This is a genomic window from Pseudomonas sp. S1_G07 (genome assembly GCF_054668565.1).
Genome location: NZ_CP162778.1, coordinates 4996428 through 5015661 on the forward strand (window position 1 = coordinate 4996428; position 19234 = coordinate 5015661).

Below are 19234 nucleotides of genomic sequence, written 5' to 3' on the forward strand. Positions count from 1 at the left end.
CAAGGCCCTTTGATAATGCGCAACCCCGTCGATTCCGTGCCACCCCTGCCGCGCATCTATGCTCTGGACCCTCAAGAGGCGGAGCAAAGCTGGGACAGCGCCCCGCAATTGTTGGCCGCCCTCAACGCTGCCCGGCTGGGCGCATGGTGCTGGGAAATCGATACCGGCAGAATCAGCTGGTCACGCGGCACCCAGGCGCTGTTTGGCTTTGACCCGCGCCAGCCACTGCCTAAGGACCTGGACTACCTCGATCTGCTGGCCCCCGGCGATCGCGTCCGAGTGGTACGGGCTTTTCATGCGGTATTGGCGGGCGAGCCGGTCGAGCAGGCCATGCATCACCGTATTCAATGGCCGGACGGCAGCTTTCACTGGCTGGAAATCAACGGCAGCTTGCTGCCAGACAAAACCGGCCGGGGCCGCATGATCGGCGTGATTCGTGAGATCACCCACCAGCGCGAGCGGGAAAGCGCCCTCAGCCACTCGGAAAAACGCTTCGCCACACTGTTTCATCTGTGCCCGAACATGGTGCTGCTGACGCGCCAGTCGGATGGCCTGATCAGCGAGGCCAACCAGCACTTCGAGACACTGTTCGGCTGGCCGGTGGCCGACGCTATCGGCCGCACCACCCTCGACCTGGGCCTGTGGCGCCACCCCGAGCAACGCGCGCAACTGGTCAAGGCCACTCAGCGCAAGGGCGAGTCCATCACCCTGGAGGTGCAGTTTTGCGCCAGTAACGGCCAGATCCACGATGGCATCCTCAGCGCGCAAAAGGTCGAGCTGGAGGGTGAGGCCTACCTGATCAGCACCTTTCTCGACACCACCGAACACAGAACCGCCGAGCAGGCCCTCAAGGACAGCCAGGAACGCCTCGACCTGGCCCTGGATTCGGCGCAACTGGGCACCTGGGACTGGCACATCCCCAGCGGCATGCTCTACGGCTCGGCCCGCGCCGCGCAGTTGCACGGCTTGCCGCCCGAACCGTTCCATGAGTCCTTCGACGCGTTTTTCGAGGGCATGCCCGATGAAGAACGCGAGAGTATGCGCAATGCCTACCGCACCCTGCGCGAAGGCCCGGCCGGCAACTATCAGTTGACCTACCGCGTGCCCATGGAAGACGGCACCTCGCGCTACCTGGAAAGCCGCGCCCGCCTGTACCGCAACGAGAAAGGCGTTCCGCTGCGCATGGCCGGCACTCTGCTGGACATCACTGACCAGGTGGAACGGGAACAACGCCTGAGCGCTTCCGAAGAAAAATTCGCCAGCCTGTTCCAGGCCAGTCCCGACCCGATCTGCGTCACGCGCCTGGAAAACGGCACCTTTATCGAGATCAACCCGGCCTTCACCCAGACCTTCGGCTGGGCCGCCGCCGAGGTGATCGACAAGAACGCCGACCAGATCGGCCTGTGGGACGACGCCGACCAGCGCCTGCAACGTATCGAGCGGGTGATCCGCGAACAGGCGTTGAACAATGTGACCGTGGTTGCCCATCACAAGAACGGCCAGAGCCTGACCTGCGTGATTTCCAGCCGCCTGATCAAGGTTGGCGAGCAGCCATGCATCGTCACCACCTTGCGCGACATCACCCAGCAGCAACGTTCGGAAGCGGCCCTGAAGGCCAGCGAAGAGAAGTTCGCCAAGGCCTTCCACTCCAGCCCCGACGCGATTTCCATCACCGAGCGCGACAGCGGCCGCTATGTGGAGGTCAACGACGGTTTCTGCCGCCTCACCGGCTACCGCGCCGAAGAAGCCATCGGCCTTACGCTGTACCAGATCGGCATCTGGGCCGATGAGAACCAGCGCTCGGCGCTGTTGACCGAACTGCAGATCAAGGGTCGCATTCATCACCTGGAGATGCTTTGGCACAACAAGCGCGGCGAATTGCTCTCGGTGGAGGTTTCGGTAGAACCCATCACCCTGAATGAAACCCCGTGCCTGCTGCTCACCGCACGGGACGTGAGCCTGCTGAAGAACGCCCAGGCGCAGATCCGCCACCTGGCTTACCACGACCCGCTGACCAACCTGCCCAACCGTGCGCTGCTGATGGACCGCCTGAGCCAGCAGATCGCACTGCTCAAGCGCCACAATTTACGTGGCGCGTTGCTGTTCCTTGATCTTGACCACTTCAAGCACATCAACGACTCCCTCGGCCATCCGGTGGGCGACACCGTACTGAAAATCGTCACCGCGCGCCTTGAAGCCAGCGTGCGCATGGAAGACACCGTGGCGCGCCTGGGTGGCGATGAGTTTGTGGTGCTGCTCAGTGGCCTGGACGGCTCGCGCATGGAAGTCAGCCACCAGGTGCAGGAACTGGCCGACACCTTGCGCGAACTGCTGTCGGAACCGATGTTCCTCGATGGGCATCGCTTGCAGGTCACGCCCAGTATCGGCGTGGCGTTGATTCCCGATCATGGCTCAACCCCGGCGGACCTGCTCAAGCGCGCCGACATTGCCCTGTATCGCGCCAAGGACTCAGGGCGCAACACCACGCAAATGTTCCACAACAGCATGCAAAAAACCGCCAGCGAACGCCTGCGCATGGAAACCGACCTGCGCCTGGCGCTGTCGCGCGGCGAGTTCAGCGTGCACTACCAGCCTCAGGTCGATGCACGGGGCGACAAGATTGTCGGCGCCGAAGCCCTGGTGCGCTGGCACCACCCGCAGTTGGGCGCGCAGTCGCCGTCCGAATTTATCAAGGTACTGGAAGACAGCGGCCTGATCCTCGAAGTGGGCACCTGGATCCTCGATGAAGCCTGCGCGGCTTTTCAGCAATTGATCGCCGAAGGCCTGGTAGACCCGCTTGATTTCAGCCTGTGCGTCAACATCAGCCCACGGCAGTTCCGCCAGAACGATTTTGTCGAACGCGTCGAACGCAGCCTCAACCAGCATCAACTGCCCTTCAGCCTGCTGAAGCTGGAAATCACCGAAGGTATCGTGATCCAGAACCTGGATGACACCGTGGCCAAGATGCGCCGCCTGAAAAAGCTCGGGGTCAGTTTTGCCATGGATGACTTTGGCACCGGCTACTCCTCCCTGACCTACCTCAAGCGCCTGCCGGTAGATGCGCTGAAAATCGACCAGTCGTTTGTACGCGACGCGACGCACGACCCCAACGACGCCGAAATCATCCGCGCTATTGTGGCCATGGCCCGCAGCCTAAACCTGGAAGTGATTGCCGAGGGCGTGGAAACCCCGGAACAACTGGCGTTTCTGCAAAAGCTGGGGTGCCATTTGTTCCAAGGGTATTTACACAGCCGGCCGTTGCCGATCGATGGCTTCAGGCGGTTGCTGCTATAGCCCTCACACCAGCTTTATCGCGCGCAGCCCGGCACGTTTCCAGCGCGATGAGGCCAGCTCGTGCTTTTGCCCGTAAAAATCAACCGCGCCATCGATCGCCGCAACCGAATGGCCAGTGTCCGCGAGCGTACCGATCGCGCCCCTGACCAACTCTTCAACGGTGCTTTCACGCATATAGCCAAACAGCCCCAGCCGGCGCAGCGCTTCGCCTGGAAATTCGCCGTCATTGAGGGTTTGCAGGGCTACGTCATAACTCTCTGCGGCGCGGAAGTCGTTATTTTCCATCTGCGCGCGTTTGGCACTGACCGCGTACAAGAAATTGGCGTAATTGAGCAACGGCGCATTGCTGCCCTGGAAGTTCGACGCGACGGCGGCTTGATGCAGCTCATCAAAGCTCACCGTGACCTTGAAGGAGTCCCTCATGACCACCTCCAACCCTTGTGGGGTGAGCTGGACTTGCTTAAAGATGCCTTGGGGATCCTGCCAGAACCGAATAATGGCCGCCTTGATCGCCGAGACCGTGACGCAATTGCCCTCGCCTCCTTGATAAAAGCCATCCCATATTTGCGCGGACGTGGTGCCGGATGCCACATGGGAGACTTTCCTCCCATCGGCGCGGGGCACACTATCGTCGTTGAACAAAACATAACCGTAGCCTTGATCTGCGCTGCGCTGCTGGCCGTAAAGATGCCTTACCCCCTCCATGACCAATGCTGAGCCAAAGTTATGGGTCGACATGACCCCCACGGCCCCTTTTGCGGCCATGTCGCTTGACGACACATATTGGGAAAGACCGAACACACCCATGCCCTGCAAGCATCGCTGGGTCGTCTCGCCCTCAAGGGTTTTGGCCAGGGCGGCCGCAAACGTGGGGTAACCGCCGGTCAGTTGCTTGCGTTTGACAAAGGCTGCGAACACGAAGTTGGCGTCCTTGACCGCACCGCTGTCCGCTCCGCTGAACCGTGACGCTTTCGTTGCCTGTTCCAACTCCTGGCGAGACAGTTGCACCTTGAACTCATCCTTCATGGTGATGTGATACCCCTCACCCGTGGCGACCAGCTCATTGAACATCCCGCTTGGATGCTGACCGAACGTCAACATCATCAACTTGATCACGGCCGCCTGGGTGCTGCAGTCAAAGGTCTCGCCAAACTGCCGTTGCTCGACGTCGAACGCCCGGTTGATATCCGCAGGTTTTTCGCCTGCCTGCTTTGAAGAAAGACATGAAAACGCATCGCCCGTGCCGTTCGCCGGCCAAAATGGACGCTCACCTACCGAGGTATTCATTCACTGGTTTCCTGATGATTATCGAAGCAATAGCCTGAAAAAATGCAGCCAGGGCAAGGTTGTAGCGGAGCGAGTCGCACCCCGGCTGCACAGTGGGTCGGTCCAGTCGCCCGCTACATAAGCGCTACGGCGTCCCCCCGGGTGGGCGAGGAGCCGCGACGCCCCCATAACTCTTCACGGCCATTGATAACCGCTACCGAATGCCCGGTCCGATTGCACATGCCCACTTGTCCACGGGCGAGTTCGCGCACCGAAACCCGCTTCATGTGCTGCCTCAACCCCAACCGCAGGAACCCCTCGCCCGGCCCGGTCTCATCCTCACCGTTATTCAAACTGCGAATCGCCGCCCAATATCCCCTGCCCGCCATGCGATCGTTGTTTTCCATCTGGGCGCGCTTGGCGCTGACAGCGAAGAGAAATTCCGCGTCCTGAAGCATGCCCTTGTCCGGGCCCTTGAATTGCGCGCCTTTAGCGCCCTCGCGCAGTTCGCGGTCAGTCAGGGTGAGTTGGAACTCATCGCGCATCACCACCCGATAACCGTCGTGGGTTCGGGTTACGCTCTTGAAAATATCCGTCGGGCTTTGGCCAAATCGATACATGGCGGCCTTGATGGCCGAGACCGTCACACAGTTGCCATCGGGGCCCTGGTAAAACCCACTCCAAATGTTGTCGGGCTTCGCACCGTTTCGCTTGCTCGAAAGCCCTGGGATATTCGTTGCGGGCTCTGGGCTGGGCACCACAGGTTCAGGCACCACCCTCGGTGCGGGCAAAGGTGCGGGTGTATCAGGTACTTTGTTGTCGTTTTTATTAGATACCAAACTGAGTAGTTGAGTAAAAAAAGAATTAAACAAAACAACCAGCGTCTTCAGGATTTCTGATTCATTGCCGATGCCCTCTTTTTCCTGCGGTACAGCAACAGGCCGCGTCACACTATTGTCAATGGCCTGATTGTCGATCAACTTCGACTTTTCACACGATTGATTACTGGCATTAAGTGAATCAACCGCCAACACCTGCCTGACATCGATTAAACGCGCGATATTTTTTATTGAGCAATTAGACATAAATCCCCCATAAGCAGGCACCTCTCCGGACATTTACATCCGAAGAAGTGCACAAACTATTCAAGTGGTTTTTCCTGCAACTCAAAATATGAGTATTTACTGAACGTTGAACCACCAGCGCCTTGCATCAACTTGATTGTCGTTGGGACGTGGGCTGGTCAAGTCCGGAACGGGCATATCCGGCAGGGGCGTCAAATCCGGCGCATCAGGAAGGATTGGCTGGGGCGTGACCTCGGACTTTGGAATGGACAATGTTTCGGGATCGGGTTTGGGGGTTACGGCCGGTTCGACGCCCGGCGCGGGAATAGGCGCTGGAATCACGCCTGGTACGACGCCTGGCGCGGGAATAGGCGCTGGAATCAAGCCTGGTACGACGCCTGGCGCTGGCGTGGGACCGGGGGTAATGCCAGGCTTGCCGTCGGGCGCGGCATCGGTGCGACGACCAGGCCGGTGCTCCGCATCGGGCCTTGGCACATCATTCGCCCTTCTGCGCCTGTCCGGGAGCCCACCCTTGTCATCGCAGTGACAATGCCCCACGTTGACACTTAAATGTACGTCTGCCTTGGAGTTATTGTTCACGGTGACATCAGGCTCAGGCATGGGTGGAAATAGCGGCACCACATCCTCGTCGGGGGTCACTGCCGGACGATCAGTCCATTGCGGCCTCACTGGCAAATGCCCCGCATCCGGCATCACTGATTTCTCACGTGCATCCGGCTTCACCGGCAACGTGTTCGTTTCCGCCTTCACGCCTTGCTCACGTGCGTCCAGCTTCACTGGCAATTTGCCTGAGTCCTGCTGCACAGGTTTCTCACGCACGTCGGACCGCAATGAAAATTTGCCTGGATCAACTAACACGGCCGGCGTTAAATACCTTCCGGACACCATGTCGCGCATGGTTTTCAGCACCAACTCAAGCATGTCAAATAACTTGTTGAGCGCAGCGCCGGGAATCATGACTTCATTAGGAGAAGGTCGGACGTTGTCCGTGCGTGCCGGTGTATTACTGATATGAGTGCCGTGAGCCTGGGGGGGCGGGCTAGTGTCTGACCTGGAAGGCGATACGGAACTTCGATCAACCGACGGCGCGTCCACTTTTACTTGCGGCAGGTTATTAACCGATAGAGACATTTGCGATTCCTTAATCAAAATAGCCTGGCCCTATTAACGGGCCAGGAAAGCGATAGGTTGAATAGCCGGAAGCAATAACACTGCTTCACAGTCCCTACTTACGTGGAAAGTCAGGCCATCGAGTTCCAGAAATCGGTCTTCATATAAGGAAACCAAAGCATACTTTCAGACTTTGCCCTACGGACTTTCGCCGGCGAGCCTTGATGCAAGCAGCTCACGACCTCAAAGTGCAGTCACACGCGTTAATAAACTGCAGCAACGCAAACATTCGATAACATTCAAACCCAAGCTCGCTAACCATCTGTGTTAGTGCGCGCGAAAAAAAGGGCGCCAGTGGCGCCCTTCCAAGTGACAGGTAAATATGTCGTTAAAAACCCTATGCGCCCTTGCAGCGCAAGCGGTCACTGGCAAAGAAACTCAGGCTCCGAGTGGATGCGGCATCCCCAGCAATCGGCTGACCTGTTCCAACTCCGTCTCCCGACGCATGGCCGTAAACAGCTGCACCGCTTGCGGATAATTGCGTGTCAACATCGCCAGCCACTGCTTCAAACGACCCGGAGCCTGCTTTTCAGTCAACTGCGCCACTGATTGGGCCCAGAAGTCCTGCAACATGGGCTGCATCTGCGCCCAGGTCATTTCCACCACCTCTTCACCTGCGCGCGCCGCCGCGATCTGGCGCGCCAGGTCGGGGCGTGCCACCAGGCCACGGCCAAGCATGATGTCTTCGGCACCGCTGACTTCGCGGCAACGCTTCCAGTCCTCGACACTCCAGATGTCGCCATTGGCGAACACCGGTACCTTGACCACGTCCTGCACCCGCGGGATCCATTCCCAGTGCGCCGGGGGCTTGTAGCCATCGGTCTTGGTGCGGGCATGTACCACGATATGCGCCGCGCCGCCCTCGGCCAGGGCCGTGGCGCACACCAGCGCGCCGTCCGGGCTGTCGAAACCCAGGCGCATCTTGGCGGTCACCGGGATATGCGCCGGCACGGCGCGGCGTACGTGTTCAACAATCCGGTTGAGCAGCTCCGGCTCCTTGAGCAGCACGGCACCGCCGCGCGACTTGTTGACCGTCTTGGCCGGGCAGCCAAAGTTCAGGTCGATCACCTGGGAGCCCAGCTCGCAGGCCAGGGCGGCGTTTTCCGCCAGGCACACCGGATCGGAACCGAGCAACTGCACGCGTAACGGCACGCCCGCGGCGGTGTGGGCACCGTGCAGCAATTCCGGGGCAAGCTTGTGAAAATAGGCTGGGGTGAGCAGGCGGTCGTTGACGCGGATGAATTCGGTCACGCACCAGTCAATACCGCCCACGCGGGTCAGCACGTCCCGCAGGATGTTGTCGACCAACCCCTCCATGGGCGCCAAAGCAATTTGCATGGAAAACACTCAACAAAAATCGTGGCGCAGTTTACTGGGTTTCCCACAGCAACCGTTAACCCCCTGTCAGGGCGGCGCCATAGCCATCGAGAAACTCCACCGGCATGCGCTTGGGCCTGCCACTGGACAATTCGATACACACAAAGGTGGTGTGCGCGCGCAGCAGGGTTGCGCCATCACGGGGGCGCACCAGTTGAAAGCGGCGAGTCATTTTCAGGCGCTGGTCCCAATCGACGATCCAGGTGGCCAGTTGCAGTTCGTCCCCTTCATAGCCGGCCGCCAGGTAGTCGATCTCATGGCGCACCACCGCCATGGCGCGATCCAGGCGACGGTATTCGGTGAGGTCCAGCCCCAGCCGCTGGGAGTGGCGCCAGGCGCAACGCTCCAGCCAGGACACATACACCGCGTTATTGGCGTGCCCCAGGCCGTCGATGTCTTCAGGCGCGACCTGCAGATCGATGATAAACGGCGTTGCCAAATCCCAGCCCATGCCTTGCTCCCAGTCGATTAATGTCGGCGGGAAGCAGTGTATCAGGCGCTCTGCTGCGCTGGTAAACGGCGACCGGCCAACAGCGCCAGCACCCCTTCGATGACCCGTGGATCAGCCAGCACTTTCTGGTGGCCTCCCTGCTCCAGGCGCAGCAGGCGGCTGTCAAACCAGGCCTCGTGGATGGCTTGAGAGGCCTTGACCGGGACGAAGGTGTCATCTTCGGCGTGCACGATCAGGCCGGGAATATTCATCTTATAGTGGGCCACATCCAGGTGCTTGAGCGGCATGCCGAACGCCAGCTCTACTGCCTGGATAAACGCCGAGCGCGCCCGTGCCGGCAAACCGACCATTGTAGTGAAGCCGCGCAGCACATCCAGAAAGCGTGACGGCGCCGCAATGCTCACCAGCGCCTCGGTGCGCAGCCCCAACTGCACCGCCAGCAGCGCACTGGCGCCGCCCATGGAGTGGCCGATCACGGCGCGCAGCGGTGGCAACTCGGCGGCCGCCTCCAGCATGGCGCGGGCAAAGAGCAGCACATGCGCTTCACGCCCCGGCGAACGACCGTGGGCAGGACCGTCCAGGGCGATCACGGAATAACCATTGGCGATCAATGCCGTGATCAGGCTGGCGAACTGGGTGGGCCGGCCTTCCCAACCGTGCATCAGCAGCACGGCCGGGCCTTGACCCCAGCGCAGGGCCGACAAGCCGAAACGCAGAGTGATGCGCTCCGATTGCGCCAGCAGCGGCAGCTCCCAATCGCGCGGCGGCAGGTCGCGCGGCGTCATGAAGGCGCGGCGCATCCTGTTGGCCATCGTTTGCGGCGCCAGGTGACCCAGCGTGCCATTGAAGCGACGAGTCCAGGTTAATGTGCCCATCCTGCAAGCCCTCCTCTAGCGCACAGCTGACTTGGCGGCGCGCAACACCCGGTCCGACAACTCACCCGGCCCCAGGGCGCGGGCCAATGCCAGGCCACCGATCATCAGCGCCATGTCAGCCAGGGCCTTGTCAGTGTCGTCGGGGCTGGCGGCGAGTTGCGCGGCCATCAACTCCACATGTTCGTTGAGCGCCTCACGGAACGTGTCGGGCAGACGGGCCATTTCGCCCACGGTTGCCGGTATCGGGCATGCCTGGGCGGTGGAGTCGCGATGCTTGCGCGACAGATAAAACGCCGCCACCAAGCCCCTGCGCTCTTCCCCGGTCAGCTGTGAATCCATGTCGTCGATGGCGGCACGTCGCCGCGCGAGCAATTGGGTGAAGGCTTCCAGCATCAGCGCGTCCTTGCTTTCAAAGTGCGCGTAGAACCCCCCAACGGTCAGGCCTGCCGCGCCCATGACTTCACCCACACTGGGTTCAGCCGGGCCACGCCGGATCAACGCGGCGCTGGCGGCTTGCAGAATGCGTTCGCGGGTTTGCGCTTTTTTATCGCTCATCAAAGCCTCCGACGTTCATGGGTGAATATTATTATCATAATAATATTTGGCAGGCGACAGCCATGACCATTGGTCAGAACAAGAAGAAGGGAAACTGGAAGGGGCACTGGCCAAACGCCAGACAAACAAAAGGGCCATTCAATAATTGAATGACCCTTAAAAATCCCGCATAGCGGGTAATCGTGGCGTCCCCTAGGGGACTCGAACCCCTGTTACCGCCGTGAAAGGGCGGTGTCCTAGGCCACTAGACGAAGGGGACACAAACCTTCTCTACAACAGATCAGGGCTGAGACCTGATCGATTCAAGGACGGTGTGGCCGGAACCTTGAACCTGTAAATTGGTGGAGCTAAACGGGATCGAACCGTTGACCTCTTGCATGCCATGCAAGCGCTCTCCCAGCTGAGCTATAGCCCCGAATTTTCGCCTCGCGGCGCAGCAAGCCTTGCGACCTGCTTGTTGAAACTGGCGTCCCCTAGGGGACTCGAACCCCTGTTACCGCCGTGAAAGGGCGGTGTCCTAGGCCACTAGACGAAGGGGACAAAACCTTCTGTAAAACTGATCAGAGCTGAGTTCTGATCGATTCAAGGACGGTGTGGCCAGACCTTGAACCTGCAAATTGGTGGAGCTAAACGGGATCGAACCGTTGACCTCTTGCATGCCATGCAAGCGCTCTCCCAGCTGAGCTATAGCCCCTCATCGGTGAGGACGGGGCGAATCTTAATGGCGGTTTGGAAACGTGTCAAATTTATTTTCAACAATTTCCAAAGTTTTTTGCCGGGATAACAATCACTTACCGACGAAACCCCGGAAAACCGGGGTTTCGTCGCTGCAACGGCCCGCTTAAGCGATAGTGCCCAGCAGCTTTTCCCACTCTTTGTTTTCTTTCTTCGACACACCACCAAGCAAATCAAGGGCTTGGCGCAGACGGAAACGCGTAAGGTCCGGGCCGAGAATTTCCATCGCATCCAGTACCGACACCGAACTGGCCTGCCCGGTGATCGCGGCGAACATCAACGGCATGGCATCGCGCAGCTTCAGTTCAAGGGACTCGACCACCGCCTGAATCGTCGCCGTGATCGCCTCCTTCTCCCACTGGCGCAGGCTTTCGAGCTTCCACAGGATCAACTGCATCAACTGCCGAACCTGGTCGGCCGAGAGTTTCTTGGACTCGAACAGCTTAGGATCCGGGTTCACGCCCCCGGCAAAAAAGAAACTGGCCAACGGTGCAACCTGACTGAACGTCTCCACCCTGCCCTGCACCAGCGGCGCGATCTTCATCATGTACTCGGGGTTCAACGCCCACTGCTGCACGCGGCTGGCGAACTCTTGCACCGGCAGGTCGCGCAGCCACTGGCCGTTGAGCCACGACAGCTTCTCGATATCGAAGATCGGCCCACCCAACGACACACGGGACAGGTCGAAATTGTCGACCATTTCCTGCAGCGAGAACTTCTCGCGCTCGTCCGGCATCGACCAGCCCATGCGGCCCAGATAGTTGAGCATCGCTTCGGGCATGAAGCCCATGCGCTCGTAGAAGGTCACCGAGGTCGGATTCTTGCGCTTGGACAGCTTGCTCTTGTCCGGGTTACGCAGCAGCGGCATGTAGCACAACTGCGGCTGCTCCCAGCCGAAGTACTCGTAGAGCAGGATCAGCTTCGGCGCCGACGGCAGCCATTCTTCGCCACGCAGCACGTGGGTGATGCCCATCAGGTGATCGTCGACCACGTTGGCCAGGAAGTACGTCGGCAGGCCGTCGGTCTTCATCAGCACCTGCATGTCCATGCGGTCCCACGGGATCTCGACGTCACCGCGCAGCATGTCCGGCACCACGCACACGCCTTCGCTCGGCACCTTCATGCGGATCACATGGGGCTCACCGGCAGCCAGGCGGCGGGCCACTTCTTCCTTGGACAGCAGCAGCGCACGGCCATCGTAGCGTGGGGTTTCGCCACGGGCCTGTTGCTCGGCGCGCATCTGGTCCAGCTCTTCGGCGGTACAGAAGCAAGGGAACGCATGCCCCATATCCACCAATTGCTGGGTGTACTGCTTGTAGATGTCGCTGCGCTCGCTCTGGCGATACGGGCCGTGCGGGCCGCCGACGTCCGGGCCTTCCGCCCAGGTAATGCCCAGCCAGCGCAGGGCATCGAAAATCTGTTGCTCCGACTCGCGGCTAGAGCGCAACTGGTCGGTGTCTTCGATCCGCAGGATGAATTCACCGCCGTGCTGCTTGGCAAAGCAGTAGTTGAACAAGGCGATGTAGGCAGTGCCGACGTGGGGATCCCCAGTAGGCGATGGCGCGATGCGCGTGCGGACGGTGGTCATGGCAGGTCTCGAATGGGCGATATAACTGAAAATTGAAACAAGGGGCGAATGGTAACAGCCCGCAGCCCCTTGTTGTAGGCGCGAGCTTGCTCGCGAAGATCGCCAACGATAACGCGGGCACTCAGGCAGAACGCGGTGTCCTGGCGTTTTTCGCGAGCAAGCTCGCGCCTACAGGGAAGAGGGCTACACGGCCAGCAAGCGCTCACGCAACTTGCCGATCTCATCGCGCGTCTGCGCCGCCGCTTCAAACTCCAGGTCCCGCGCCAGCTGGTACATCTTCTCTTCCAACTGGCGAATGCGCTTGGTGATCTCACTCGGCGAGCGCAGTTCGTTTTCGTACTTGGCGCTTTCCTCCGCGGCCTTGGCCATGCCCTTGCGCTTCTTGCTGCGCGAGCCGGGCACGGTGGCGCCTTCCATGATGTCGGCGACGTCCTTGAACACGCCCTTGGGCGTAATGCCGTTTTCCAGGTTGAAGGCGATCTGCTTGTCACGGCGACGCTGGGTCTCGCCAATCGCGCGCTCCATGGAGCCGGTGATGCGATCGGCGTACAGAATCGCCCGGCCGTTGAGGTTACGCGCCGCACGGCCGATGGTCTGGATCAGCGAGCGCTCGGAACGCAGGAAGCCTTCCTTGTCGGCATCGAGGATCGCCACCAGCGACACTTCCGGCATGTCCAGGCCTTCACGCAGCAGGTTGATCCCCACCAGCACGTCAAACGTACCCAGGCGCAGGTCGCGGATGATCTCCACGCGCTCCACGGTGTCGATGTCCGAGTGCAGGTAACGCACACGCACGCCGTGGTCGGCCAGGTAATCGGTCAAGTCTTCGGACATGCGCTTGGTCAGCGTGGTGACCAGCACCCGCTCTTCCAGCGCCACGCGCTTGGTGATTTCCGAAAGCAGGTCGTCGACCTGGGTCAGCGCCGGGCGGATTTCAATCTCGGGGTCGACCAGGCCCGTCGGGCGCACCAGTTGTTCGATCACCCGGCCGGCATGTTCAGCCTCGTAATTACCCGGCGTAGCCGACACAAAGATGGTCTGCGGGCTGATGGCTTCCCATTCATCGAAGCGCATCGGCCGGTTGTCCAGCGCCGACGGCAGGCGGAAGCCGTATTCCACCAGCGTTTCTTTACGCGAACGGTCGCCCTTATACATCGCCCCCACTTGCGGCACGCTGACGTGGGACTCGTCGATCACCAGCAGCGCGTCGTCCGGCAGGTAGTCGTAGAGCGTCGGTGGCGGCGCCCCGGATTCGCGGCCCGAAAGATAGCGCGAGTAGTTTTCGATACCGTTGCAGTAGCCCAGCTCCAGGATCATCTCCAGGTCGAAACGGGTGCGCTGCTCCAGGCGCTGAGCTTCCACCAGTTTGTTATTGGCGCGCAGGTATTCCAGGCGCTCGGCCAACTCGGCCTTGATGCCCTCGATGGCGCCCATCAGGGTTTCGCGCGGGGTCACGTAGTGGCTTTTCGGGTAGAAGGTGAAGCGCGGCAACTTGCGGATCACCTCGCCGGTCAACGGGTCGAAGGCCGACAGGCTCTCGACTTCATCGTCGAACAGCTCGATGCGGATCGCTTCCAGGTCGGATTCGGCCGGGTAAATGTCGATCACATCGCCGCGCACGCGGAAGGTCGCGCGCGCGAAGTCCATGTCGTTGCGGGTGTACTGCAAACTCGTCAGGCGACGCAGCAGTTCGCGCTGGTCGAGCTTGTCGCCACGGTCGACGTGCAACACCATCTTCAAATAGGTTTCCGGGCTGCCCAGGCCATAAATGCACGACACCGTGGTGACGATGATCGCGTCCTTGCGCTCCAGCAACGCCTTGGTCGCCGACAGTCGCATCTGCTCGATATGGTCGTTGATCGACGCATCCTTCTCGATAAAGGTATCGGAGGACGGCACATAGGCTTCGGGCTGGTAATAGTCGTAGTAGGAAACGAAGTACTCCACCGCGTTGTTCGGGAAGAACGCCTTGAACTCGCCATACAGCTGCGCGGCCAGGGTCTTGTTCGGCGCCAGCACCAGGGTCGGGCGGTTGATCTGTGCGATCACGTTGGCGATGCTGAAGGTCTTGCCCGAACCGGTCACCCCGAGCAGCGTCTGGTGCGCCAGGCCCGCCTCGATGCCTTCGACCATCTGGCGAATCGCTTCGGGTTGATCGCCGGCGGGTTCAAAGCGGGTGACGAGCTGGAAATCCGACATAACGTACCTCTTTCTAGTCACCCCCGGCCTGACACCACCAGGGACGAAAAAAGCTCAGCGACCCGCGAATAATCATCGCAGGTTGCAGGAAAAAACCATGATAGCTGTAGAAGTGGTGGCAAATGTGATGGGTTTCAAGGCAATCGTCCTACCTGGCGTCTACGATCAAGGTTGCAATAAGACTAACGGTGGGCAAATAAACCGAAAAACTTGGCCGAAAAGGCGTTTCGGTGGTCGCTCTGCGCGGTGATGGCCTCTATACTAGCTCCCCGTTTGTGCACCGCTCTAGTGCATTCGGCTGGAGCGCGACACGTCCCTCCCTTCCCCCATAGAGCTGCCGCAAAAATGAGCCTGTTCTCCGCTGTCGAAATGGCACCACGCGATCCAATCCTGGGCCTCAACGAAGCATTCAACGCCGATACACGAACCACCAAGGTCAACCTTGGCGTGGGCGTTTACTGCAACGAGGAGGGGAAGATTCCACTCTTGCGTGCCGTTGCCGAAGCGGAAGCCATTCGCGTGGGGCAACATGCCGCCCGTGGCTACTTGCCGATCGACGGTATTGCAGCCTACGACAAGGCCGTGCAAACCCTGCTGTTCGGTAACGACTCGCCACTGCTCGATGCTGGCCGCGTGGTCACCGTACAAGCCGTGGGCGGCACCGGCGCGCTGAAGCTCGGCGCGGACTTCCTCAAGCAACTGCTGCCAGACGCCGTCGTCGCCATCAGCGACCCAAGCTGGGAAAACCACCGCGCACTGTTCGAAACCGCCGGTTTCCCGGTGCAGAACTATCGCTACTACGACGCCGCCACCCATGACGTAAACCGTGCCGGCCTGCTCGAAGACCTCAACGCCCTGCCGCCCCAGTCCATCGTGGTGCTGCACGCCTGCTGCCACAACCCGACCGGTGTCGACCTGAGCCCGACAGACTGGCAAAACGTGCTGGACGTGGTCAAGGCCAGGAACCTGGTGCCATTCCTCGACATGGCCTACCAGGGCTTTGGCGACGGCATCCACGAAGACGCCGCCGCCGTGCGTCTGTTCGCCGAATCGGGCCTGACCTTCTTTGTCTCCAGTTCGTTCTCCAAATCGTTCTCGCTGTATGGCGAACGCGTGGGCGCACTGTCGATCGTCAGCGAATCCAAGGAAGAAAGCGCGCGCATCCTGTCCCAGGTCAAGCGTGTGATCCGCACCAACTACTCCAACCCGCCGACCCACGGCGCGGCGGTAGTGGCAGCCGTACTGAACAACCCTGAGCTGCGCGCCCAGTGGGAAGCCGAGCTGGCCGAGATGCGCCTGCGCATCCGTGGCATGCGCGAGCAGATGGTCGCTGAACTGGCCAAGGCCGCACCGGGCCAGGACTTCAGCTTCGTCGGCCGCCAGCGCGGAATGTTCTCCTACTCCGGCCTGACCGTCGAACAAGTCACCCGCTTGCGCACCGAGTTTGGCATCTACGCGCTGGATACCGGGCGTATCTGCGTGGCGGCGTTGAACCAGGCGAACATTGGTGCGGTCACACAGGCAATCGTCCAGGTGCTGTAAACCTGCTGGCGTTGCACAGGAGGGGAGGCCGATGGCTTCCCCTTTTTCGTATCCAGCCCCTAGACTGAACCCTGACCGCCCTCTTGCTGTGAGAACCTTATGAGAAATGACGACCTGGATCTGCGCGCCGACCGCGACGACCTGCACGACTACACCCCGCGTGCCCCGCAAGCCAAACGCCAGAAAAGCCTGGTGCTGCAAGTCGCGCTGGGGGTGTTCCTGGGCGGATTGGCGTTGTGGCTGGTGCAGCTGGGCGCAACGGCCATCATGGCCAAACTGGCGATGGGCACCTTCCAGTTCGGCGGTTGAACACGATCAAAGGTGCGAGCTGGCTTGCCTGCGAGGCCGGCACCGCGGTGTATCAGGCCGGCCCGGTTGACGCTAGCGCAGGCAAGCCCGCTTCCACACTAGAACGACTGCGCTACCAGATCGCGTTCCTCCAGTAACTTCACAAAGCTGTTCAAACTCTGCGACACCGTGCCCCGCCGCCAGATCAGCCAGGTGTGCAGGATGCGGAAATTATCCGCCAGCGGCCACACACTCACCGCCGCAGACCCCGGCATGCTTTCCAGCATGCTACGCGGCATCAGCGCCAGGCCGGCGCCAGCGCTGACACACGCCAACATGCCGTGGTACGACTCGATCTCAAAGATCTTGCCCGGCACCGCGCCATCCTGTGAGAACCAGCGCTCGAAGTGGTGCCGGTACGAGCAATTGGAGCGGAACGTATAAATGTTCTCGCCACTCACATCCTGCCCGCGGGTGACAGGCGCATGGTGCAGCGGCGCGATCACCACCATCTCCTCTTCGAACACCGCCACCCCCTCCAGCGTGGCATGCCGCACCGGCCCATCGACAAACGCCGCCGCCAGTCGCCCGGACAGCACACCTTCGATCATCGTGCCGGACGGCCCGGTGCTCAGGTCCAACTCGACCTTCGTATGTTTTTGGTTATACGCCGCCAGCAACGCCGGAATACGCACCGCCGCCGTACTCTCCAGCGACCCCAAGGCAAAGGCGCCCTGGGGCTCCTCCCCCGCCACCGTGGCGCGGGCCTCTTGCACCAGGTCGAGGATGCGCCGCGCATAGCCGAGGAAATTCCACCCGGCCGGTGATAGGCGCAGGCGGCTTTTTTCGCGGATAAACAACTCCACGCCCAAATCCTGTTCCAGTTGTTTGATCCGCGTGGTCAGGTTCGACGGCACCCGGTGAATCAACTGTGCGGCGGCGCTGATGCTGCCTTGCTCGGCAACGGCCTTGAAGATTTCCAGCTGCACCAGGTCCAAATCATTCTCCAATCGTGAACGTATCGCTTAATATTATTCAGTTTCCAGAAAAGATACAGCCCCGTACGCTGAGCCCATTCCCCCCATCAGCCGGACGGTGCCATGAACGCGATCTCACACACCACTCACGCCCTGTCGATCAACCCCGCCACGGGCGAAACCGTCGCCAGCTACCCGTTCGACACCGCGTCGCAACTCGACGCCGCCCTCGACCGCGCCAACGCCGCCTTCCGCGCCTGGCGTCGCGAGCCGCTGAACCGGCGCGCCGAACGGCTGCTGGCCTTGGCCGGCGTGCTGCGCGACCAAACGCAAGAGATGGCCCGGATGATCACCCTGGAAATGGGCAAACCCATCACCCAGGCCCGCGCCGAAATCGAGAAATGCGCGCAACTGAGCGAGTGGTACGCGGCCCACGGCCCGGCCATGCTGGCCCCGGAACCGACCCTGGTGGACAACGGCACCGCCCATATCGAATACCGCCCGCTCGGGCCGATCCTCGCGGTGATGCCATGGAACTTCCCGGTATGGCAGGTACTGCGTGGCGCCGTGCCGGCGTTGCTGGCCGGCAACACCTATGTGCTCAAGCACGCGCCGAATGTGATGGGCTGCGCCTACCTGATCAAAACCGCGCTTCACAAAGCCGGCTTCGCTGACGGCCTGTTGGAGGTAATCAACGTCACCCCCGCTGGTGTGTCCGAGGCGATCGCCGACCCACGCATCGCTGCCGTCACCCTCACAGGCAGCGTGCGCGCCGGCATCGCCATCGGCTCCCAGGCTGGCGCCGCGCTGAAAAAATGCGTCCTGGAACTGGGTGGCTCCGACCCGTTTATCGTGCTCAACGACGCCGACCTCGACGCCGCCGTGCAGGCTGCGGTGATCGGTCGCTTCCAGAACAGCGGCCAAGTCTGTGCCGCCGCCAAGCGCCTGATCATCGAGCAAGGCGTGGTGGAAGCCTTCACGGCCAGGTTCGTCGAAGCCAGCCGTGCCCTGGTGATGGGTGACCCCACATCGAGCGCCACCTACGTCGGCCCAATGGCCCGCTTCGACCTGCGCGATGAGCTGCACGGGCAGGTCCAGGCGACCCTGGCAGAAGGCGCGACTCTGCTGCTGGGCGGCCATAACGTCGCGGGCGTCGGCAACTACTATGCGCCGACCGTCCTGGCAGGCGTCACCGACCAGATGACCTCGTTCAAGCAGGAACTGTTCGGCCCAGTGGCCTCCATCATCACCGCCCGCGACGCAGACCACGCCGTGGCGCTGGCCAATGACAGCGAATTCGGCCTCACCGCCAGCCTTTTCACCTCCGATGCGGCCAAGGCCCGCGATATCGCCAACCAACTGGAAACCGGCGGCATCTTCGTTAACGCCTTCAGCGTCTCCGACCCGCGAGTGGCGTTTGGCGGCATTAAGAAGAGCGGGTTCGGCCGCGAGCTGTCGCACTTTGGCGTACGCGAGTTCTGCAATGCGCAAACCGTGTGGCTGGACCGCAAATAAGCCTCAACAGCGAACATGCCGCCGCACGCACTGCACCAGCCCGTCCAGTGCCTGCGACTTCACCGGCGCCAGCACGCACACCGTGTGCTCACGCTCGCCTTCCGTCACGGTCAGGGTGTAATGCACCTGGTCGGGGTTGCCGGGTTCCGGCGTAGTGCTTTGCGGCAACTCAAAGAAGTGTGAAGCCTCGATCAGTTGCCGCAACTCCTGCTGGTCCGGCTCGGGCAGCTTCTCCAGCTCCACAGTGTTCGGCCGGGCCAGGCCAGGAAAAAACGCCGGCCCGCCGATTTCCTTGATTGAAATGTGCATGGCTGCTC

15 protein-coding genes and 4 tRNA genes are annotated in these 19234 nt (G+C 61.0%); 4 read left to right on the forward strand and 15 right to left on the reverse strand.

Translation table 11 applies throughout. The features are described 5' to 3' along the window. Positions 1–15: 15 nt before the first annotated feature. Positions 16–3294 (forward strand): sensor domain-containing protein, encoded by a 3279-nt coding sequence (locus AB4O05_RS22715; RefSeq protein ID WP_460135192.1) that lies wholly within the window; start codon positions 16–18, stop codon positions 3292–3294. A 3-nt stretch (positions 3295–3297) separates the two neighbouring features. Here the strand turns inward: AB4O05_RS22715 and AB4O05_RS22720 are convergent, their stop codons facing one another. The 13 genes from AB4O05_RS22720 to uvrB all read right to left on the reverse strand — a co-directional run bounded on the left by AB4O05_RS22720 (position 3298) and on the right by uvrB (position 14595). After that, a complete protein-coding gene (locus tag AB4O05_RS22720; protein ID WP_460135191.1) occupies positions 3298–4581 on the reverse strand; it encodes a hypothetical protein in 1284 nt (427 codons plus the stop codon). Between the two features lie 113 nt (positions 4582–4694). Further along, positions 4695–5645 (reverse strand): hypothetical protein, encoded by a 951-nt coding sequence (locus AB4O05_RS22725; protein ID WP_460135190.1) that lies wholly within the window; start codon positions 5643–5645, stop codon positions 4695–4697. Between the two features lie 96 nt (positions 5646–5741). After that, a complete protein-coding gene (locus AB4O05_RS22730; RefSeq protein ID WP_460135189.1) occupies positions 5742–6776 on the reverse strand; it encodes a hypothetical protein in 1035 nt (344 codons plus the stop codon). Between the two features lie 417 nt (positions 6777–7193). Continuing rightward, entirely contained in the window at positions 7194–8153 is a 960-nt protein-coding gene (locus AB4O05_RS22735) for a tRNA dihydrouridine synthase (RefSeq protein WP_460135188.1), read from the reverse strand. A 55-nt stretch (positions 8154–8208) separates the two neighbouring features. Then, positions 8209–8643 carry an acyl-CoA thioesterase gene (locus AB4O05_RS22740; RefSeq protein ID WP_460135187.1) on the reverse strand — a complete coding sequence of 145 codons (435 nt, stop codon included), beginning with the start codon at positions 8641–8643 and terminating at the stop codon, positions 8209–8211. Positions 8644–8684: 41 nt separating this feature from the next. Further along, positions 8685–9518 carry an alpha/beta hydrolase gene (locus AB4O05_RS22745; protein WP_460135186.1) on the reverse strand — a complete coding sequence of 278 codons (834 nt, stop codon included), beginning with the start codon at positions 9516–9518 and terminating at the stop codon, positions 8685–8687. Between the two features lie 15 nt (positions 9519–9533). After that, positions 9534–10073, reverse strand: coding sequence for a TetR/AcrR family transcriptional regulator (locus AB4O05_RS22750; RefSeq protein WP_460135185.1), 540 nt, complete (start codon positions 10071–10073; stop codon positions 9534–9536). Between the two features lie 183 nt (positions 10074–10256). Then, positions 10257–10332: transfer RNA gene (locus tag AB4O05_RS22755), tRNA-Glu, on the reverse strand. 80 nt (positions 10333–10412) lie between these two features. Further along, positions 10413–10488, reverse strand: a tRNA-Ala gene (locus AB4O05_RS22760). Positions 10489–10537: 49 nt separating this feature from the next. Further along, a tRNA-Glu gene (locus AB4O05_RS22765) sits at positions 10538–10613 on the reverse strand. A 78-nt stretch (positions 10614–10691) separates the two neighbouring features. Then, a tRNA-Ala gene (locus tag AB4O05_RS22770) sits at positions 10692–10767 on the reverse strand. 147 nt (positions 10768–10914) lie between these two features. After that, complete coding sequence (gene gltX, locus AB4O05_RS22775) at positions 10915–12396, reverse strand: glutamate--tRNA ligase (protein ID WP_460135184.1); 1482 nt, start codon at positions 12394–12396, stop codon at positions 10915–10917. A 183-nt stretch (positions 12397–12579) separates the two neighbouring features. Beyond that, a complete protein-coding gene (gene uvrB / locus AB4O05_RS22780; RefSeq protein WP_460135183.1) occupies positions 12580–14595 on the reverse strand; it encodes an excinuclease ABC subunit UvrB in 2016 nt (671 codons plus the stop codon). Positions 14596–14940: 345 nt separating this feature from the next. Here uvrB and AB4O05_RS22785 point away from each other — a divergent pair, with 345 nt between their 5' ends. Further along, positions 14941–16137: an amino acid aminotransferase gene (locus tag AB4O05_RS22785; protein WP_460135182.1), complete on the forward strand. Its 1197-nt coding sequence runs from the start codon at positions 14941–14943 to the stop codon at positions 16135–16137. Positions 16138–16236: 99 nt separating this feature from the next. Then, entirely contained in the window at positions 16237–16446 is a 210-nt protein-coding gene (locus AB4O05_RS22790; RefSeq protein WP_460135180.1) for a hypothetical protein, read from the forward strand. 98 nt (positions 16447–16544) lie between these two features. Here AB4O05_RS22790 and ptrR read toward each other — a convergent pair whose 3' ends face one another. Continuing rightward, positions 16545–17423, reverse strand: coding sequence for a putrescine utilization regulator PtrR (gene ptrR, locus AB4O05_RS22795; protein WP_460135178.1), 879 nt, complete (start codon positions 17421–17423; stop codon positions 16545–16547). 102 nt (positions 17424–17525) lie between these two features. Between ptrR and AB4O05_RS22800 the strand changes: the two genes are divergently transcribed. After that, positions 17526–18917, forward strand: coding sequence for an aldehyde dehydrogenase family protein (locus AB4O05_RS22800; RefSeq protein ID WP_460135177.1), 1392 nt, complete (start codon positions 17526–17528; stop codon positions 18915–18917). A 3-nt stretch (positions 18918–18920) separates the two neighbouring features. Here the strand turns inward: AB4O05_RS22800 and AB4O05_RS22805 are convergent, their stop codons facing one another. Beyond that, on the reverse strand, positions 18921–19226 hold the full coding sequence (locus AB4O05_RS22805; RefSeq protein WP_460135176.1) for a protealysin inhibitor emfourin: 306 nt from the start codon (positions 19224–19226) through the stop codon (positions 18921–18923). Positions 19227–19234 lie beyond the last annotated feature (8 nt).